11 protein-coding genes are annotated in these 18,343 nt (G+C 45.6%); 2 read left to right on the forward strand and 9 right to left on the reverse strand.

The window, feature by feature from the left end; genetic code table 11:
* The first annotated feature begins 445 nt into the window (after positions 1 to 445).
* Positions 446 to 1,066, forward strand: a complete 621-nt coding sequence (locus ACOMG9_RS24870; protein ID WP_494529567.1) for a hypothetical protein — start codon at positions 446 to 448, stop codon at positions 1,064 to 1,066.
* An 8-nt stretch (positions 1,067 to 1,074) separates the two neighbouring features.
* Here ACOMG9_RS24870 and ACOMG9_RS24875 read toward each other — a convergent pair whose 3' ends face one another.
* A complete protein-coding gene (locus ACOMG9_RS24875) occupies positions 1,075 to 2,355 on the reverse strand; it encodes an ISKra4 family transposase (protein ID WP_494529308.1) in 1,281 nt (426 codons plus the stop codon).
* Between the two features lie 534 nt (positions 2,356 to 2,889).
* Here ACOMG9_RS24875 and ACOMG9_RS24880 point away from each other — a divergent pair.
* Positions 2,890 to 4,005: a hypothetical protein gene (locus tag ACOMG9_RS24880; protein WP_494529568.1), complete on the forward strand. Its 1,116-nt coding sequence runs from the start codon at positions 2,890 to 2,892 to the stop codon at positions 4,003 to 4,005.
* Between the two features lie 113 nt (positions 4,006 to 4,118).
* Here the strand turns inward: ACOMG9_RS24880 and ACOMG9_RS24885 are convergent, their stop codons facing one another.
* The 8 genes from ACOMG9_RS24885 to ACOMG9_RS24920 form a co-directional block, all read right to left on the reverse strand.
* Entirely contained in the window at positions 4,119 to 5,819 is a 1,701-nt protein-coding gene (locus tag ACOMG9_RS24885) for an F-box/WD repeat-containing protein (protein ID WP_494529569.1), read from the reverse strand.
* Between the two features lie 80 nt (positions 5,820 to 5,899).
* A complete protein-coding gene (locus tag ACOMG9_RS24890; RefSeq protein ID WP_494529570.1) occupies positions 5,900 to 7,561 on the reverse strand; it encodes an F-box/WD repeat-containing protein in 1,662 nt (553 codons plus the stop codon).
* Between the two features lie 293 nt (positions 7,562 to 7,854).
* Complete coding sequence (locus ACOMG9_RS24895; RefSeq protein WP_448215043.1) at positions 7,855 to 8,604, reverse strand: SDR family NAD(P)-dependent oxidoreductase; 750 nt, start codon at positions 8,602 to 8,604, stop codon at positions 7,855 to 7,857.
* Positions 8,605 to 8,676: 72 nt separating this feature from the next.
* On the reverse strand, positions 8,677 to 10,338 hold the full coding sequence (locus tag ACOMG9_RS24900; RefSeq protein ID WP_494529571.1) for an F-box/WD repeat-containing protein: 1,662 nt from the start codon (positions 10,336 to 10,338) through the stop codon (positions 8,677 to 8,679).
* Positions 10,339 to 10,472: 134 nt separating this feature from the next.
* Complete coding sequence (locus ACOMG9_RS24905; protein ID WP_494529572.1) at positions 10,473 to 12,236, reverse strand: F-box/WD repeat-containing protein; 1,764 nt, start codon at positions 12,234 to 12,236, stop codon at positions 10,473 to 10,475.
* Positions 12,237 to 12,461: 225 nt separating this feature from the next.
* On the reverse strand, positions 12,462 to 14,213 hold the full coding sequence (locus ACOMG9_RS24910; protein ID WP_494529573.1) for an F-box/WD repeat-containing protein: 1,752 nt from the start codon (positions 14,211 to 14,213) through the stop codon (positions 12,462 to 12,464).
* Positions 14,214 to 14,497: 284 nt separating this feature from the next.
* Complete coding sequence (locus ACOMG9_RS24915) at positions 14,498 to 16,288, reverse strand: F-box/WD repeat-containing protein (protein WP_448215039.1); 1,791 nt, start codon at positions 16,286 to 16,288, stop codon at positions 14,498 to 14,500.
* 218 nt (positions 16,289 to 16,506) lie between these two features.
* Entirely contained in the window at positions 16,507 to 18,297 is a 1,791-nt protein-coding gene (locus ACOMG9_RS24920) for an F-box/WD repeat-containing protein (RefSeq protein ID WP_448215038.1), read from the reverse strand.
* Between the last annotated feature and the right edge of the window lie 46 nt (positions 18,298 to 18,343).

The raw sequence follows: 18,343 nt of genomic DNA on the forward strand, positions 1-18,343 counted from the left end.
AAAACACAACCCATAGACTGGTACGAAACTCCGTCGTATTTCTGAGAAATCTCCTTGACCAGTTGTTCAGTATTATATCGCTATGTGTTGATTCATGACCTTAGTTCAATGCTGGGTTTGTGAAGCATTGCTAGCACATTGCAGCGAATCAAATGCTAATCCGTTGCAACCTGTCTAAAACATCAAGAAGGGACTTTCTTTAGCTGTTAGCTGAATTTGACTAAACATAAATAGTAAATTCGGAGCCATTTAAAAAATGAATAATTTAGCCAGATGTACGACATTAATTTTAATTTTGACTGCACTTCCATTCGCTGCAAGTGGAAATACTGAAACACTCATTACAGTCAATCAAAATCCGGTAGGTACTACTCTTTCGAGTCAGAGAATACCTCATTTATTAAAAGCTCAGACCCACCTTCTGCTACACCAGGATTCTTACACAATGGCACAGCAGATACTGGCCACACTGAGAACTTCTGCGTCACTTGTGGGGGTCGCATTTTTACCCTACTACATAGCCGCCGTCGGCGAGGTTGTTCTCAGGCAGCCGTCAGCAGGCAGTCACTCTTATATAACCGATTTTTTCGCAGTATCTGCAATGACATTGGAGTCTCAGATCAGGGCATTTTTTATACTGATCAACCTGAAATTTTATTTTAACTATCTGACCAGTACGCTATCTGAATATGTGGATAGAGAAAACAAAATCCTTGCCTGTGACGCACAACTTCCCCGCAAAGGCATTATGCCTGTCTATCCTGAGCACCCCTGGCTGGCCAGTCATTATTATCAGCAGGTTGTATTCCCCGAAGATCAAAAGCCTTTCCTGGAAATCAATGTTCTGAATGATACGGGAAACAGTGCTGAAATTGATCCGCCTGAAGATATTCCGGAATGGGTCAATTTATATCAAACGCTTTCTGACAACCGTATGGATAAACTGACTATCCAAATTCAGGGGATCAATAATAACCTGTTAAAACTTATGATGAGTGGCGATCAGGTTTCTGAGGAAATAAACCTGCTTATTGACGCTGAAGCGGAGGGTGCTCTCTCAATTTGATAACTGACTCATACGTCAATTAACATTTTCCCAGACATGAAATTAGACCAAAGCTGATCCCAGCGTCCTTTGCTTTGGATTAGAGATCTTGTTGCCAAAAGAACTTCTGCACCAGTGGGTTTCCACCTCATCCCTGAACTACACAATCGTTGTTTTACCAGTGTCTTACATGCCGCTTCTGTCACTCCGGAACCTATGGGCCAGTTATGCTTAAGAGCCTGGTGATATTTCATCAGATGGTGATTGTTTGTAAAGTAGGTCACTGCCTTGTAACGCTTTTCGGTCAGTGCAATTGTCTTTTTCGGAAGCTCGGCTGATTCAATTTCTTCAAGTATTTTCCTGGCTGCTCCACGCTTATTTTTCAAGCTATGAAGCCTGTCTTCAAGCCAGTGATGCCGCTTTGATTTACTGGTTGGAAACAGCGCTTCTGCTGCCCCTGCCAGATATTCTGATGCATGATAAAAATCAAGTATCTGAGCTGTGGTATGTTGTTTAAGATAACGCCAGTTTTCTTTGGCACCATCAGCTACTCCAACATATGTCGCTTTTGGATAGAGCCGTTTGAGCTCTGCAATTTCCTCGTTAAGCTTACTCGTGAAGCCCTGCTTGCCATATTCTGGTGAGCTCGCAGTATAGATGGTGTGGAGCCTGTCGCCATCCGCAGAATAAAGACTCAATGTTCCACACATTGCTTCTCGCCAGCCTTCTTCACAAAGCAGCATGCAGGTGCCATCCAGTCCGATAGCGATTGTTTCCACAGGTTCTGTAAGTGATGGCAAGTCGTAGCGAGTGTCTTTCAGGTCTTCGACTAACGCACCTACTCTGTCGGATAAATGCTTGATGTACGAGTTTGACAGTACTCTTTGATGATTGGTTTCAAAATCTTCTTTTACAGCAGGAGCAGGCATCTGACTGTATTTCCAGGCAAGCGTCTTGGCAAATTTGGGTGTAGCAGAGCCAACGATTCCAGTGCGAAGATCAAGCGGTGCCAAAGTGCTTCCACCCCTTACCCCCTGATAAACAGAACGTTCCATGGGTACGCGCCCGTATAAGGTTTCATAGTGCTTCAGCACTTTTCCCTTGTAGCTCCACTTCTGCTGGTTAACGACGATGGGTTCTTTATTAGGTGGCTCAAATAGCTTCAGTAACTCTTGGGTTCCGAGCTGCCCTGCTTCATTCAGTGCTCTCTGCAAACCATCTTCAAGATTCAGCATGTTCCCAGAATTGATAGGCACCTCAATCTGAAGGACAATAGTTTTCTCTCGGCGGGCAATGACAGAAGCAGACATGGCGGGTTACCACTAAGAAAAGGTGTCTCCATAATAGCTGTAAATTGAGTGTACATTTGTTTCAATCATTCAGAGAGAACACCCGAAGCGGATGTTCAATGGGACTTAGAGACAATCACAACCCTCTGCTCACACTTTCAAGAGGATAAGGTTTACAGCCTCTTTCATGGACAAACCTTAAAGGCTGTTAACCGGGCCATTGAAAACGCACTGTCAGGCAATACCGCTGAACGGGAGCTTTTTTCCCCACCTTTAACCGATGTTTTAAAAAGTCAAAAAGGCGCTGCGGTAATCGGCCTGAGTAGTAGCCAGAATAACCCGGTATCACGACTGGTTTACTCTGATCATGATCTTTTTACACATCATCCGGGCTTTTTATTGCTCACTGACTCAAGTCAACATTCAGAGAATCTGTTTTCACTGGCTCTCAGTACGACATCAGATAGACTGGCTACGGGGATTTCGTCGCAAAAAATCTGGAGGCAAGATCATATCAATGACCTGATGTTATTACTCCAAATGGGAACCGGGCACTTGTTCTATCACTCCACGAATACCTATCTGGCAAGGTCGTCTAACTTTGGCGCAACCCCATCACCTCAACAGAGCAACTCCTTTAAAAACAGCCTGTCAAATGTTCGGGAGTCGACGACACAATTATCGAAACGCTCGGCAGTGCCTGTTTTTTTTAGATCATTGACACATAATTTCAAAGAGATGGCAGAAGCAGGCAAATCGCCTCTGCGCAACAGACTGCACAGGCAGGATGTTTCAGAAGCTGGAGTAGGTAGTGGCATAATCGCTGGTAGCCATGTCGCCACTCCACTGGTTTTGGGGGAAAGGACAGTTAATAAACATATAAAATATGGTGATAAATTTATAATGGTAAACCATTTATTTGATGAAGATCTTTTAAAAATGGTCAACGAAGAAGTAGACAAAGATCGCCGATTGTTTGATGCCGATTTTCTGAAAAGCGAGATTGATAAATCCACCGCTTGTGAATTTGAAATACCAAAGAATGATATTTTTGATCGTATCTTAGTCAGCTATCAGGGCACTAACATACGGCATTCAACGCTTTTGCATTCGAGGAACCAAAACTTAATTAGTCATTTTGATGAAAATGGCAAGATAAAAGAAAAAGAAGCGTTCAAGAAAAATATTATTCATACTCGTTCAGAAGCTGTTAAAGAGCTATGCTGTCAGGCATTAGAAAATATGGCTGATTCATTAGATTGGTCAGGTAAAAAAGTTGAAAAGATAAAGTTTTGGATAATTCGCTATCCCTCAATCAATCCTGACAGTTTTGAAGGATTCTTCTTCACACCCCAGAACGTTGTGGATATGCCCTGGCATCGCGACAAAGGGCTGGCAACTCTGGTCGTACAGTTGAATGACAACGATTGTGAGATTGAATATTCAGGCGGTGGGCTTAATATTGGCCAGTCTTCAAGCCCTGAGTTTGCTGTTGACTCGCCAGATGAAGGTACGAAAGAAACACATCGTTATAAAAGAAATTGCGGTTTTATCTTTACTAACAGGAAGGGGTTGGTTCACCAATGTGAAGATATAGACTTTAAAAGCAGTAATGGTCAGAAAAAAGTGGCAGAAAAACGCATAATGGCTGTATTAGCTGATGACTGGTAACCACAAAAGCTGTATGGCGAAATCACCCGCACCTTTAATCAGTAATGGCGAGTCTCAGCGAACCTATCTTGTTGTGGCAGGAGCCTGGCTGTGAGGTCAGGCTCATTCGATCATCAATCCTTCTTCCGAAGCTCAGTGATTTCCACTTGGTTAAGGTCACTGAAGGTCAATATATATCGGCCATCGGCGCTGATGTTGGCTGATCTGGACGCTATCTCATGTTGAACAGTGGCTTTTTTTACCCATGATCCATCGGGCCAAAGACTATAAATGTTCGCCATATTGTCATCACTGGCGGTTGTTATAACATGGCATCCATCGCCACTAAAGGCGGCTCGTTGAACCGGACCTTTGTGGTGAATGGTGGCTTTTTTTACCCAGGATTCAGTGGCCTCCAGACCATAGATTTTTGCTGTGTGATCGTCACTGGTGGTCACCAGGTGGCGTCCATCGGCGCTGAAGTCGGCTGACTTGACTGACTCATTGTGTAAAATGGTGGTCTCTCTTACCCATAATCCAGGGGCCCTCTGGCCATAGACCTCTGCCGTACCATCTCTGCTGGCGGTCACCATATGACTGCCATCGGCGCTGAAGTTGGCTGAGTAGGCCTCCTCATAGTGAGAAATCCTGACTATTTCTTTCCATGACCCATTGGCCTGTAGGACACAGATTTTTGCCGTACCATCTTTACTGGTGGTTGCCATATGGCGACCATCGGCGCTGAAAGTGGCTGAGGTGACAAAATAATTATGGGAAATGGTAGACTTTATTTCCCAGAATCCGTCGTCTCCCTGACCGTAGATTGTCGCATTGTTATTTGTATCGACAATCAACACATAACGGCCATCGTAGCTTAAACTGGTTGACCTGGCTGGACAATTATGCTTGACAGATTCTTTTTCTTCCCATGATCCATCGTCTTTCTGACTACAGATTTTCATTATGGCATCATAACCGTTAGTCACCACATGGCGACCATTAGCACTGAAGGCCGCCCACTTGACTGAAATTTTATGGAGAATGTTGGCTTTTATTTCCCATGATCCATCGTCCTCCAGACCATAGATTTTCACTGTGCAATCTTTACTGGCGGTCACCACATGACGGCCATCGGAACTGAAGGCGGCTGATCTGACCGCTTTGTTATGGTTAATAGTGGCTTTTAGTTTCCATGATCCATCGTTCTCCCGGCCATGGATTTCCACCACTTCAGCGACAGTGGCAATCAATGCATGGCGACAATCAGCGCTGAAGGTGGCCGACATGACAGTGTGACATTTGCTCATTTCGGCTGTTTTCACCAGGTCAAATTCTTCACATTGAGACATCAGTCTACTGTTGTTGAAAAGAAGCAGAGCAGGAAAATAAGCCTTATATTGATGTTTTATGAGTGACTCGACAGTGTCCTCATTGGCAAACGGCTTCAACCAATCACGGAGCTGTTGTTCATCTTTCGTCGATGCGATGGTCTTTAGTTGATCCTGGCGTGGTGAAGGAAACCGGCGGTACCAGGCTCTTTCCAGAACTTTCTCTCTTTCAACAAAATCGCGAAGATATTTGCATACTCTTGCTAAACGGGTAATCTCTCGAAAACTCAGATAGCGAATAATCAAAGATCTTGTTTCGTTGGGCAAATAGAAGAATGAAGATTGATTTTGGTTATATACACTAACGCCCCTGCCGGCACTGACACCTGTTGGTGTTTCCTCCAGTGAAAGCTGTTCAGGTGTTGGTGTGAGTGATCCGTCAATGCCGGAATGGCTTTCAATGGGCTCCATGCCTGATTTCTCTGTAGCTCTATAGTTGGTATTCATCCTTGCCTGGAAAGGACATTCGAAATTGATTCGATCTATTAGAGTCGGTTTGGTTATGGAAGTTCAAAATATTGAACAGCTTATTCCTTCTTCCTTAGTTCAGTCATTTTCGTCGTGGTATATTCATCGACGGTCAACACATGTCGGCCATCGGCGCTGATGGTGGCCAATCTGAGCTTCTCCTTGTGTCGAATAGTGGCTTTTTTTACCCATGATCCATTGGCCCCTGGTCCATAAATTTTTGCTTTTTTGTCACCTATGGCGGTCGTAACGACATGGCAACCATCAGCACTAAAGGCGGCTGGTCGAACCCAGCCTTTGTGGGCAATGGTGGCTTTTTTTCTCCATGATCCGGAGGTCTCCCGGCCATAGATTTTTGCCCTGTGATCTTTACTGGTGGTCACCAGGTGGCGGCCATCGGGACTAAAGTTAGCTGAGATGACTGATTGTTTGTGTTTAATGGTGGCCTCTTTTACCCACGACCCGGGGGTCTCCTGACCATAGATTTTTGCTGTACCATCTTCACTGGCGGTCACCAGATAGCTGCCATCGGCGCTGAAGGTGGCTGAGTAGACCAAATCATCATGACAAATTTTGACTATTTCTTGCCATGATCCATCGGCCTGCAGGGCACAGATTTTGGCCGAACAATCTTCACTGGCGGTTGCCAGATGACGTTCATCGGCGCTGAAGGTGGCTGAGTAGACAATACCCCCATGAGTAATGGTGCCTTTTACTTTCCATGATCCATCTTCCTCCTGACCATAGACTGTGGCATTTCTATCAAAACCGTCGACCAACACATGACGGCAATCGGCGCTCAAGCTGGCTGAGGTAACCGGGCCATTATGTTTGATAGTGGCTTTTTCTTCCCATGATCCATCGGTCTTCAGACCATAGATTTTCACCTTCTCATCCATACTGGCAGTCACCAGATGGCGGCCATCAGCACTGAAGTTGGCCGACCTGACCGAAGCTTGATGGTAAATGATGGTCTTTACTTCCCATAAGCCATTGTCCCCCAGACCACAGATTCTCGATGTGCGATCATAACTGGCGGTCACCAGATGCCTGCTATCTGGACTGAAGGAGGCTGATCTGACCCAATTCTCATGGGAAATGGTGGCTTTTGTTTTCCATGATCCATCGGTCTTGCGGCCATAGATTCTCACCTTACCCATACTGGCGGTTACCAAGTGGCAACCATCGGGACTGAAGGTGGTTGTGGTGATCTGGTAATTATGGCTAGTTTTTTTTCTGGTCACCCTGTGAAATTTTTCACATTGAGACATCAGTTTACTGTTGCTGAAAAGTAACTGAGCAGCAAAATAACTGCTCTTTCTTTGTTTTATGAGTGACTTGATCGTGCCTTTATTCGCTAATGGCTGCAACCAATTACTGAGTTGTTTCTTATCTTTTTCTGTAACGATGGTCTTTAGTTGATATTGGTGTGCTGAAGGAAACCGGCGAATCCATGCTCTTTCCAGAGCCTTATTATTTTCAACATGATCACGAAGATATTTGCATACCCTTACTAAACGGGTAATCTCTCGAAGACCCAAATAGCGAATGATCATAGATTTTGTTTCGTCGGGCAAACGGAAGAATGAAGATTGATTTTGGTTATATACAGCAACGTCCCTGTCGGCACTGACACCTGTCGGTGCTCCCTCCAGTCGAGGTCTCTTGGGTATTGGCGAGAGTGAACCGTCATTGCTGGACGTGTTGTTCAAAGGGTTCATGCCGGGCTTCTCCAGAGCTCCAATGTCAGTATTTATCCTTGCTTAAAAAGGTCATTCAAAATGGATTCGATCAGTTAGAGTCGGTTTTATAATGAAAGTTCAAAATACTGAGGTCAGTGTAACCAAGAAAAAAACAGCCCTGATCCGGGAAAATGGCAGGAAGAAATTTTTTTATTAAGAGCCCGGTGCAAAAATTGCCACCGGGCTTTCGATATAACGCTATTTTTTAATTGGTTCTCACCAAAATTAAGCTTAATTACTGTTCATTTAGAAACAGTCCGTGCAAGAAACTATTATTCACTTTGCGCGGTCATTTCAGCAAAAAAAGCTTCTAATTTTTGAGGTTTATCTAAAAAGATAGAATACATTTGACTGGCAAAATCATCAGGAAATACATCACTAACCCCGGCATCTAAACTTTCGAATGTCCTGATTGCCACCTCTTCAGGAGCAGGTTTATCCATCTCAATGCCTTCAGCCAGGCGAGTGTCCGTTGGGCCGGGATAGACCCCTAAAACCCGTATCCCAAACCCGCTTAAATCTGCTCGCAACCCCTGAGTGTAAGAATGCAATGCTGCTTTTGTTGCTGAATAAGGCCCTAAAGATGGGAAATTACTTATGGCCGCAATGGACGAAATATTAATGATGGCCGCTTGATTAGACGCTTTTAATTTCGGCAGTAAAGCATGGGTCAGCGCCATTGGACCCAATAAATTTACTTCCATTTCTTTGCGTGCCACCTCAAGGGCTCCGGGCTCGGTGGTGTGGATTCCTGTGGCAATCCCCGCATTGTTAATAAGAATATCCAGCTCTGGTACGGATTCCCTCACGTTGGTCACATGCGCGTTATTCGTTACATCCAACTGGATGGGCTTAATCACCCGGGGGTCAAGGGCAATGACTGACGGCAAATTATCCAGATCACGAGCAGCGGCGTAAATGGTTTTAGCGCCCTGTGCCAATAAAATCTTTACAAAACCTTCTCCAATCCCTCGATTGGCACCTGTTACCAACACGACTTTATCTTTAACTGAAAACGACATAAGACTCTCCTTAACGGTAAAGAATGGGCGACTTTGCAGCGGCAGAATGACCCCTTCAGGCTGATTCGATAATCAATTGCTCCCACGTAGTTCAGTGATTCTAGCCGTGTAATCTTCACTGGCGGTCACTATATATCGGCCATCGGCGCTGAAGGTGGCTGAGGTAATCGGCCTCTTGTGAGAAATGATGGCTTTTATTACCCATGATCCATTGTGTCCCAGACCATAAATTTTCGCCTTTTTGTCGCAACTCGCGGTCACCACGAGGCACCCATCGGGACTGAAGGTGGCTGACAGGACCCAATCGTCGTGGGTGATGGTAAGTTTTTCTACCCATGACCCATCGGCCCGGAGGCCATAGATTTTCGACGTATTGTCAGCACTGGTGGTCACCACATGGCGGCCATCGGCGCTGAAGTTGGCTGAAGTGGCTGCCCTGATGTGGTTAATGGTGGCTTCTTTTTCCCATGATCCAGAGGCCCTCAGACCATAGATTTTTGCCGTGTTATCTTTACTGGCAGTGACTACATGGAGGCCATCGAGGCTGAAGGAGGCTGAGTAGACTGCACCCTCATGACTAATGGTGGCTTTTTCTTCCCATGAACTATCGTCCTGCAGGCCGTAGATTTTTGCCGTGTGATCTTCACCCGCAGTCACTACATATCGGCCATCGGCGCTGAAACTGGCTGAGAAGACTTTATCCTCATGGGCGATGGTGGTCTTTTCTTCCCATGACCCATTAGCTTTCCGGACATAGATTTTTGCCATGTGATCGATACTTGCGGTCAGGACATGACGGCCATCGCAGCTGAAGCTGGCTGATTTGACCGGACCATCATGTTGAATGGTGGCTTTTATTGACCATGATCCATCGTCGTCCCGACCACAGATTTTTGCCGTGTGATCGTGACTGGCAGTCACCACGTGGCTGCCATCAGCACTGAAGCTCGATGTGTTGATCCAACTATTATGGGAAATGGTGGTTTCTACTTCCCATGAGCCATCATCTCTTTCACTACAGATTTTCGCTGTGTGATCACGGCTGGCGGTCACCAAATGACGGCCATCGGCACTAAAGGTGGCTGATATGACCCAACGATTATGGGAAATGGTCGTTTTTTCTTTCCATGATCCATCGGCCTCCCGGGCACAGATTTTCACAGTACTATCCAAACTGGCGGTCACTAGATGGCGGTTATCGGTGCTTAGAGTAGCTGTCTCCACATCGTGACGATGGATAATGGTTGCTTTTTTCACCAGGTGGAATTTTTTACATTGAGACATCAGTTTACTCTTGTTAAAAAGGACCAGAGCATGAAAATAAGCGCTATCTCGATGTTTTACGAGTGACTCGACAGTGTCTTCATTCGCAGACGGCTTAAGCCAGTCACGGAGTTGTTGCTCATCTTTTGCCGTAACGAGGGTCTTTAGTTGATATTGGTATGGTGAAGGAAATCGGCGAATCCATGCTCTTTCCAGAGCTTTATCGTTTTCAACAAGATCGCGAAGATATTTGCATACCGTTACTAAACGGGTAATCTCTCGAAGACCCAAATAGCGAATAACCATAGATTTTGTTTCGTTGGGCAAACAGAAGAATAAAGATTGATTTTGGTCATATACAGTAATGTCCCTTCCTGCACTGACACCCATTGGTGCTTCCTCCGGTTCAGGCTGCCTGGGTGTTGGCGGGTTTGAAACGTCGGTGCTTAAATGGCTGTTCATTGGGTCCATGCCCGATTCCTCAACGGCTTCAAAGTCAATATTTATCCTCCCATAGAAAAGGAGGCTCAAAATGGATCAGGTCTGTTAGAGTCGGCTTTGTAATGGAAGTTCAAAATATTGAAGTCTTTACACTCATTAGCTCATCAAAATTTCCGCAGTTCAGTGATTCTTACCTTGTGATCATCACTGACGGTCAACACATGTCGGCCATCGGGGCTGAAGGTAGCTAAGGAGATCCCCTCCTTGTGAGAAATGATGGCTTTTTTTACCCATTTTCCATTGGGTCCCAGACCATAAATTTTTACTTTTTTGCCATCATAGGCAGTCGTCAACACATGGGAACCATCAGCACTGAAAATGGCTTCTGATAAATAACCTTTTTTCTGGCAAATAATGGTTTTTCTCTCCCATGATCCATCTTCCCGCAGGCCATAGATTAATACCTTGTTATCAGTTCCATTAATCGCCAGATGGCGGCCATCGGGGCTGAAGGTGGCTGAGTGCATGCCCTTCTTGCGCTTCTTGCGAGAAATGCCGGCTTTTCTCACCCATGATCCGGCGGCCTTCTGGTTATGGGCTTTTGCCGTGTTATCTTCACTGGCGCTTACCAGATGGCGGCTATCGGCGATGAGGCTGGCTGAGTGGATCGCATCATCATGAAAAATTCTGACTTTATAGCCACTGATGACGGTCACCAAATAGCAGCTATCGGGGCTGAATGAGGCTGAGCAGACAGTATTGTCATGAACAATTGTGGCTGTTTCTCTCCATGATCCATCGTCCTGCAGGTCACAGATTTTCGCCGAACGATCTTCAGCGGTGGTGACCAGGCGGCGGCTATCGGCACTGAAGCTGGCTGAGAAGACCATGCCCTCATGGCTAATGGTGGCTTTTACGCCCCAGGATCCATCCTCCTCCTGGCCATAGATTGTCACCGTGTTATTTGAACTCACTATCAACAAATGACGGCTATCTGAGCTGAAGCTGTATGACTTGATCGTACCCTCATGTTTAAAAGCGGCCTTTTCTTCCCAGGCTCCACTGGTCTCCTGACCATGGATTTTCACCGATTCATAATGACTGGCAGTCAACAGATAGCGGCCATCGGGGCTGAAGGTGGCTAAGATCGGAGCCTCATGGGAAATGGTGGATTTTACTTCCCATGATCCATCATCCTGCTGAACATGGATTTTCGCAACTTTAAGGTTATTTCCATCGGAAATCAGAAAATGCCGGGTATCGGAGTTGAAGCTGGCTGATAAGACCAGACCATTAAGGTTAATAGTGTCTTTTGCTTCCCAGGATCCATCGGTCTTCTGGCCACAGATTTTCAACGTAAAATCATAACTGGCGGTCATCATAAAGCGGCCATCGGCGTTGAAGCTGGCTATGGTGATCTTTCTGAAATGAGTGGTTTTGATTCTATTAACCGACTTGAATTGTTCACATTCAGACATCAGTTTACTGTTGTTGAAAAGAAGCAGAGCAGGAAAATAAGTACTCAGCCGTTGTTTTATGATTGGCTCGACAATGCCCTGAGGTGCAAAAGGGCTCAACCAGTCACGGAGTTGTTGCTCATCTTTTGCTTTAACGATGGTCTCTAGTTGATATTGGTGTGGTGAAGAAAATTGGCGATACCAGGCTCTTTCCAGAAGTTTATCTTTTTCAATAAGATCGCGAAAATATCTGCATACCTTTTTTAAATGGGTAATTTCGCGAAAACCCAAATAGCGAAAAATCATAGATTTTGTTTCGTTGGGCAAATAGAGTAATAAAGATTTATTTTGTTCACATACGGTAACGTCCCTGCCTGCACTGACACTCGTTGGTCCTTCCTCCAGTCGAGGATGCTTGGGTTTTGGCGGGCGTGAAACGTCGATGCTGGAATTGCTTTTCATAGGGTCCATGCCCGATTCCTCCCTGGTTCCAAAGTCATTATTTTTCCTTGCATAGAAAAGTACATTTAAAATGTATTAGTTCTATTAGAGTCGGTTTTGTAATGGAAGTTCAAACTATTGAAGTCAGTGGAATTAAGAAAATGAAGAGTCCTGGTCCGGGAAAATTCATTTCTGCAAAAAGCATTTCTGTCTGATAGCCGTCTGCAGTCAATGGGTTTTACACTCATTAGCTCATCAAGGTTTCTGCAGTTCAGTGATTCTTACCTTGTAATCATCACTGACGGTCAACACATGTCGGCCATCGGGGCTGAAGGTAGCTGAGGAGATGCCCTCTTCGTGAGAAATGATGGCTTTTTTTACCCATGTTCCCTTGGGACCCAGACCATAAATTTTTGCCATTTTGTCATTATCGGCCCAGGTCACCAGATGGGTACCATCAGGACTGAAGGTGGCTTCTGAGAAATAACCTTTGTGGTAAATGATGGTTTCTTTCTTCCATGATCCATCTTCCTCCAGGCCATAGATTATTACCTTGTTATCAGTGCCGTTAATTGCCAGATGCTGGCCATCGGGGCTAAGGGTGGCTGAGTGGATGTCCTTCTTGTTAGAAATGGTGGCTTTTTTCACCCATGATCCGGCTGCCTTCTGGTTACCGGCTTTTGCCGTGTTATCTTCTCTGGCGTTTACCAGGTGGCGGCTATCGGCGATGAAGCTGGCTGGGTAATTCGCATCATCATGAAAAATTCTGACTTTTCTTTGAGTGACGGTCACCAAATAGCAGCTATCGGGGCTGAATGTGGTTGAGAAGACAGTATCGTCATGAACAATTGTGGCTGTTTCTCTCCATGATCCATCGTCCTGCAGGTCACAGATTTTCGCCGTACGATCATCAGCGGTGGTGACCAGGCGGCGGTTATCGGCGCTGAAGGTGGCTGAGAAGATCTTACCCTCATGGGTAATAGTGGCTTTTACATCCCAGGAAGCATCGTCCTGCAGACCATAGATTGTCACAGTGTTATATGAACTGGCGATCAACAAATGACGGCTATCTGAGCTGAAGCTGAACGACATGATCCTATTATCATGTTTAAAAGCGGCTTTTTCTTTCCATAATCCATCGGTCTCCTGACCATGGATTTTCACCAAATTATACTGATTGACGGTCAACAGATAGCGGTCATCGGGGCTGAAGGTGGCTGAAATGATACTACCCTCCTGGGGGATGGTAGCTTTTACTTTCCATGATCCATCGCTCTCCTTAACATGGATTTTCGCAGTCTCAGAGTTATCTCCATCGGAAGTCAGAAGATGACAGGTATCAGAGCTGAAGCTGGCCGCAAAGAGTGGACCACCAGGGTTAATAGTGTCTTCTGCTTCCCATGATCCATCGGTCCTACGGTCACAGATTGTCAACGAACCATCGTCGTCACTGGCCATGATAAAGCTGGCATTAGCGCTGAAGCTGGCTATGTAAACCTCGTCAAAATGGGTGATTTCGTTTTTTTTCACTAACTTGAATTTTTCACATTCAGACATCAGACTGCTGTTGTTAAAAAGAAGCAGAGCAGGAAAATAAGTACTCAGTCGTTGTTTTACCATTGATTCGACAGTGCCCTGAGGTGCAAAAGGACTCAACCAATCACGGAGTTGTTGCTCATCTTTTGACTTAACGATGGTCTTTAGTTGATTTTGATGTGGTGAAGAAAATCGGCGATACCAGGCTTTTTCCAGAAGTTTATGGTTTTCAACAAGATCGCAAAAATATCTGCATACCTCTTTTAGGCGGGTAATCTCTCGAAAGCCCAAGTAGCTGATAATCATAGTTTTTTTTTCGTCGGGCAAACAGAAGAATAAAGATTGGTTTTGGTCATATACAGTAACGTCCCTGCCTGCACTGACACCCGTTGGTGCTTCCTCCGGTACAGGTTGCCCGGGTGTTGGCGGGTTTGAAACGCCGATGCTGGAATGGCTGTTCATGGGATCCATACCCGATTCCTCCCTGGTTCCAAAGTCATTATTTATCCTTGCGTAGAAAAGGACATTTTCAAAATGGATTCGATATTTAGAGTTGGTTTTGTAGCGGGAGTTCATAACATTGAGGTCAGTGAAACTAAGAAAACCTGAGCTCAATGCAAAAAAACAGAGTCCTGATCCCGGGAAATGATAGAAAGAAACATTTCATTAAGAGCCCACTGCAAAAATTGCCATCGAGCTTTTGATATAACGCTGTTTGCTGATAGGTTCCGAGAAAAAATACATTCATTCGATCATCAATCGTTCTTCCATAGTTCGGTGATTCTCATCTTGTGATCTCCACTGGCGGTCACCAGATGTCGGCCATCGACGCAGAAGGTGGCTGAGATGACGGCTTTATCGTGTACGACGGTGGCTTTTTTTACCCAAGATCCATCCTTCCCCAGACCATAAATTTGCGCGGTGTTATCGTCACAGGCGGTCACCACAAGGCAACCATCGGCACTGAAGGTGGCTGATCGGACCCTATCTTTGTGGGCTATGGTGGCTTTTTTTACCCAGGATCCACCGGCCTCAAGTCCATAGATTTTCGCTGTTTTATCAAAACTGGCGGTCACTAAATGGCGGCCATCGGCACTGAACCCGGCTGACGTGATATGATCATTGTGTTCAATGATGGCTTTTTTTGCCCATGATCCGGGGTTCTCCTGACTATAGACTTGCGCCGTATTATCATCTCTTCCGGTCACCAGATGGCAACCATCGGCGCTGAACTTGACAGAGTAGAAAAAAATATCATGAGAAATCGTGGTTATTTCTTTCCATGATCCATCGTCCAGCAGGCCACATATTTTCGTTGTATTATCGGAACTGACGGTTGCAAGATGGCGGCAATCGTCGCTGAAGATGTATGAGTGGACAAAATTATTATGGTTAATGGTGGCTTTGACTTCCCATGACCCAATGGTCTCCTGACCGTAGATTTTGATAGTGCTGTGTCCAACGCATATCAAAACATGACAACCATCGGAGCTGAGGCAGGCCCAATCGACACTACCCGGATCAGCAATGGTGGCTTTTGCTTGCAATGAGCCATCGTCCTCCAGACCATAGATTGTCGCAACGTCAGATGTATTGACAACCAGCAGATGACAGCCATTGGCGCTGAAGCTGGCCAATCTGATCGGAGTATCACAGTTAATAATGTGTTTTGCTTCCCATGATCCATCGGTCTTCTGGCCATAGACTTTCAGCGTATCGGAACTGGTGGTCAACGCATGGTGACCATCAGCACTGAAGGTGGCTGAGAAGACCCGAAAATTATGGGCAATGGTGGCTTTTGCTTCCCATGATCCATCCTCCTTCATACCATAGATTTCCACCCTGAAACGACTGACGGTCAACACATGTCGGTTATCGGTGCTGAAAAAGGCTTCATAGATCCAACCATTCATGGGAGTGGAGGCTTTTACTTTCCATGATCCATCGGTCTCCTGACTACAGATCTTCACTGTACCATCTTCACTGGTGGTCACTAAGTGGCGGCTATTGGCGCTTAAGGTGACTACAAAGATATCATCAGGATGATGGGTAATTTCGATCTTTGTCTGTAAGTTAAATGTTTCACATTGGGACATCAGTTTACTGTTATTGAAAAGGAGCAGAGCAGGAAAAGAAGTACTCTTTTGTTGTTTTACGAGTGATTCGACAGTGTCCTTATTCGCAAACGGTTTCAACCAGTCACAGAGTTGTTGCTCATTTTTTGCGGTAGCGATGTTCTCCAGTTGATATTGGTGTGGTGAAGGAAACCGGCGATACCAGGCTCTTTCCAGAGCGTTATGGTTTTCAACAAGATCGCGAAGGTATCTGCATACCTTTGCTAAACGGGTAATCTCCCGAAAACCCAGATAGCGAATAATCATGGTTTTTGATTCGTCGGGCAAAGAGAAGAATGAAGATTGATTTTGGTTATATGCAGTAACATCGCTGCCTGCAAGGGTGCCCGTTGGCGCTTGCTCGAGTCGAGGCTGTTTGGGTGTTGGTGAGAGTGAACCGTCATTGCTGGAATTATTGTTCAAAGGGGTCATGTGCAGCTCCTCCAGAGCTTCAGAGTCAATATTTATCCGCGCGTAGAAAAGGACATTCGAAATGGATAACTCTGGTTTCCATGCTTTCAGGCCCAGCGGTTCCCCGTGTGGGAATGAGTGATTCGATCTGTTTGACTCGGTTTTGTCATGGAAGTTCAATCTATTGATATAACGCTGTTTGCTAATCGGCTCAGAGTAAAAATACGTTCATCCGATCATCAATCGTTCTTCGATAGCTCAGTGATTCTCACCTTGTGATCTTCACTGGCAGTCACCAGGTGTCGGCCATCGACGCAGAAGGTGGCTGAGATGACGGCTTTATCGTGTACAACGGTGGTTTTTTTTATCCATAATCCATCCTTCCCCAGACCATAAATTTGCGCGGTGTTATCCTCACTGGCGGTCACCACAAGGCAACCATCGGCGCTGAAAGTGGCGGATCGGACCTTATCTTTGTGGACTATGGTGGCTTTTTTTACCCAGGATCCATCGGCCTCATGGCCATAGATTTCCGCTGTTTTATCATAACTGGCGGTCACTAAATGGCGGCCATCGGCACTGAACCCGGCTGACGTGATATGATCACTGTGTTCAATGGCGGCTTTTTTTACCCATGAACCAGGGGTTTCCTGACTATAGACTTGCGCCGTTTTATCATCACCGATGGTCACCAGATGACGACCATCGGCGCTGAACTTGACAGAGTGGACAAAACGATCGTGATAAATCGTGGTTATTTCTTTCCATGATCCATCGTCCTGCAGGTCACATATTTTCGCTGTATTATCGAAACTGGCGGTTGCAAGATGGCGGCAATCGTCGCTGAAGGAGTGTGAGTGAGCAAAATTATTATGGTTAATGGTGGCTTTGACTTCCCATGACCCAGTGGCTTCCTGACTGCAGATTTTCAAAATTTCATGTCCAATGCGGATCAGCGCATAACGGCCATCAGAGCTGAGGCAGGCCCAATTGACACCATCCGGATCAGTAATGGTGGCTTTTGCTTGCAATGATCCATCGACCTCCAGATCATAGATTGTCGCAACGTCAGATGCATTGACAACCAACAGATGACGACCATCGGCGGTGAAGTTGGCCAACCTGATCGGAGTATCACAGTTAATAATGTATTTTGCTTCCCATGATCCATCGGTATTCTGGCCATAGATTTTCAGCGTATTATCCATACTGGCGGTCAACGCATGGCGACCATCAGCACTGAGTGCGGCTGAGAGGACCCAACGATTATGGGAAATGGTGGCTTTTGCTTCCCATGATTCATCCTCCTTCATACCATAGATCACCGCCTTGCGACGACTGATGACCAACAGATGGCGGCTATCGGCGCTGAAAACGGCTTTTTTGACCCAACCATTATCGGAAGTGGAGGCTTTTACTTTCCATGATCCATCGCTCTCCTGGCTACAGATCTTCACTGTATTATCCAAACTGGCGGTCACCAGGTGGCAGCCATCGGCGCTTGAAGTGACTGCTAAGATTTTGCTGTGATGGGTAACTTCGTTTTTTGCCTCTAAGTTAAATGTTTCACATTGAGACATCAGTTTACTGTTGTTAAAAAGGAGCAGAGCAGGAAAACAAGTACTCTTTTGCTGTTTTACGAGTGACTCGACAGTGTCTTTATTCGCAAACGGCTTCAACCAGTCACGGAGTTGTTGCTCATCTTTTGTAGTAGCTATGGTCTTTAGTAGATGTTGGTGTGGGGAAGGAAACCGGCGATACCATTCTCTTTCCAGAGTTTTATGGTTTTCTAAAAGGTCGCAAAGATATTTGCATACCTTTGCTAAACGGGTAATCTCCCGGAAACCCAGATAGTGAATAATCTTGGTTTTTATTTCATCGGGCAAACGGAAGAATGAAGATTGATTTTGGTTATATGCAGTAACATCCCTGCCTGCAACGATGCCCGTTGGCGCTTGCTCGAGTCGCAACTGCACAGGTGTTGGCGAGAGTGAACCGTCATTGCTGGAATTGTTGTTCAAAGGGTTCATGAGCAGCTCCTCCAGAGCTCCAGAGTCAATATTTATCCCCATAGAA

It is taken from the genome of Endozoicomonas sp. PH6C (assembly GCF_059322965.1).

Excerpts from the sequence above, each read along its gene's own strand:
- ACOMG9_RS24870 (WP_494529567.1), top strand. The coding sequence starts at position 446 with ATGGCACAGCAGATACTGGCCACACTGAGAACTTCTGCGTCACTTGTG.
- ACOMG9_RS24875 (WP_494529308.1), bottom strand. The coding sequence starts at position 2,355 with ATGTCTGCTTCTGTCATTGCCCGCCGAGAGAAAACTATTGTCCTTCAG.
- ACOMG9_RS24885 (WP_494529569.1), bottom strand. The coding sequence starts at position 5,819 with ATGAATACCAACTATAGAGCTACAGAGAAATCAGGCATGGAGCCCATT.
- ACOMG9_RS24890 (WP_494529570.1), bottom strand. The coding sequence starts at position 7,561 with ATGAACCCTTTGAACAACACGTCCAGCAATGACGGTTCACTCTCGCCA.
- ACOMG9_RS24895 (WP_448215043.1), bottom strand. The coding sequence starts at position 8,604 with ATGTCGTTTTCAGTTAAAGATAAAGTCGTGTTGGTAACAGGTGCCAAT.
- ACOMG9_RS24900 (WP_494529571.1), bottom strand. The coding sequence starts at position 10,338 with ATGGACCCAATGAACAGCCATTTAAGCACCGACGTTTCAAACCCGCCA.
- ACOMG9_RS24905 (WP_494529572.1), bottom strand. The coding sequence starts at position 12,236 with ATGGACCCTATGAAAAGCAATTCCAGCATCGACGTTTCACGCCCGCCA.
- ACOMG9_RS24910 (WP_494529573.1), bottom strand. The coding sequence starts at position 14,213 with ATGGATCCCATGAACAGCCATTCCAGCATCGGCGTTTCAAACCCGCCA.
- ACOMG9_RS24915 (WP_448215039.1), bottom strand. The coding sequence starts at position 16,288 with ATGACCCCTTTGAACAATAATTCCAGCAATGACGGTTCACTCTCACCA.
- ACOMG9_RS24920 (WP_448215038.1), bottom strand. The coding sequence starts at position 18,297 with ATGAACCCTTTGAACAACAATTCCAGCAATGACGGTTCACTCTCGCCA.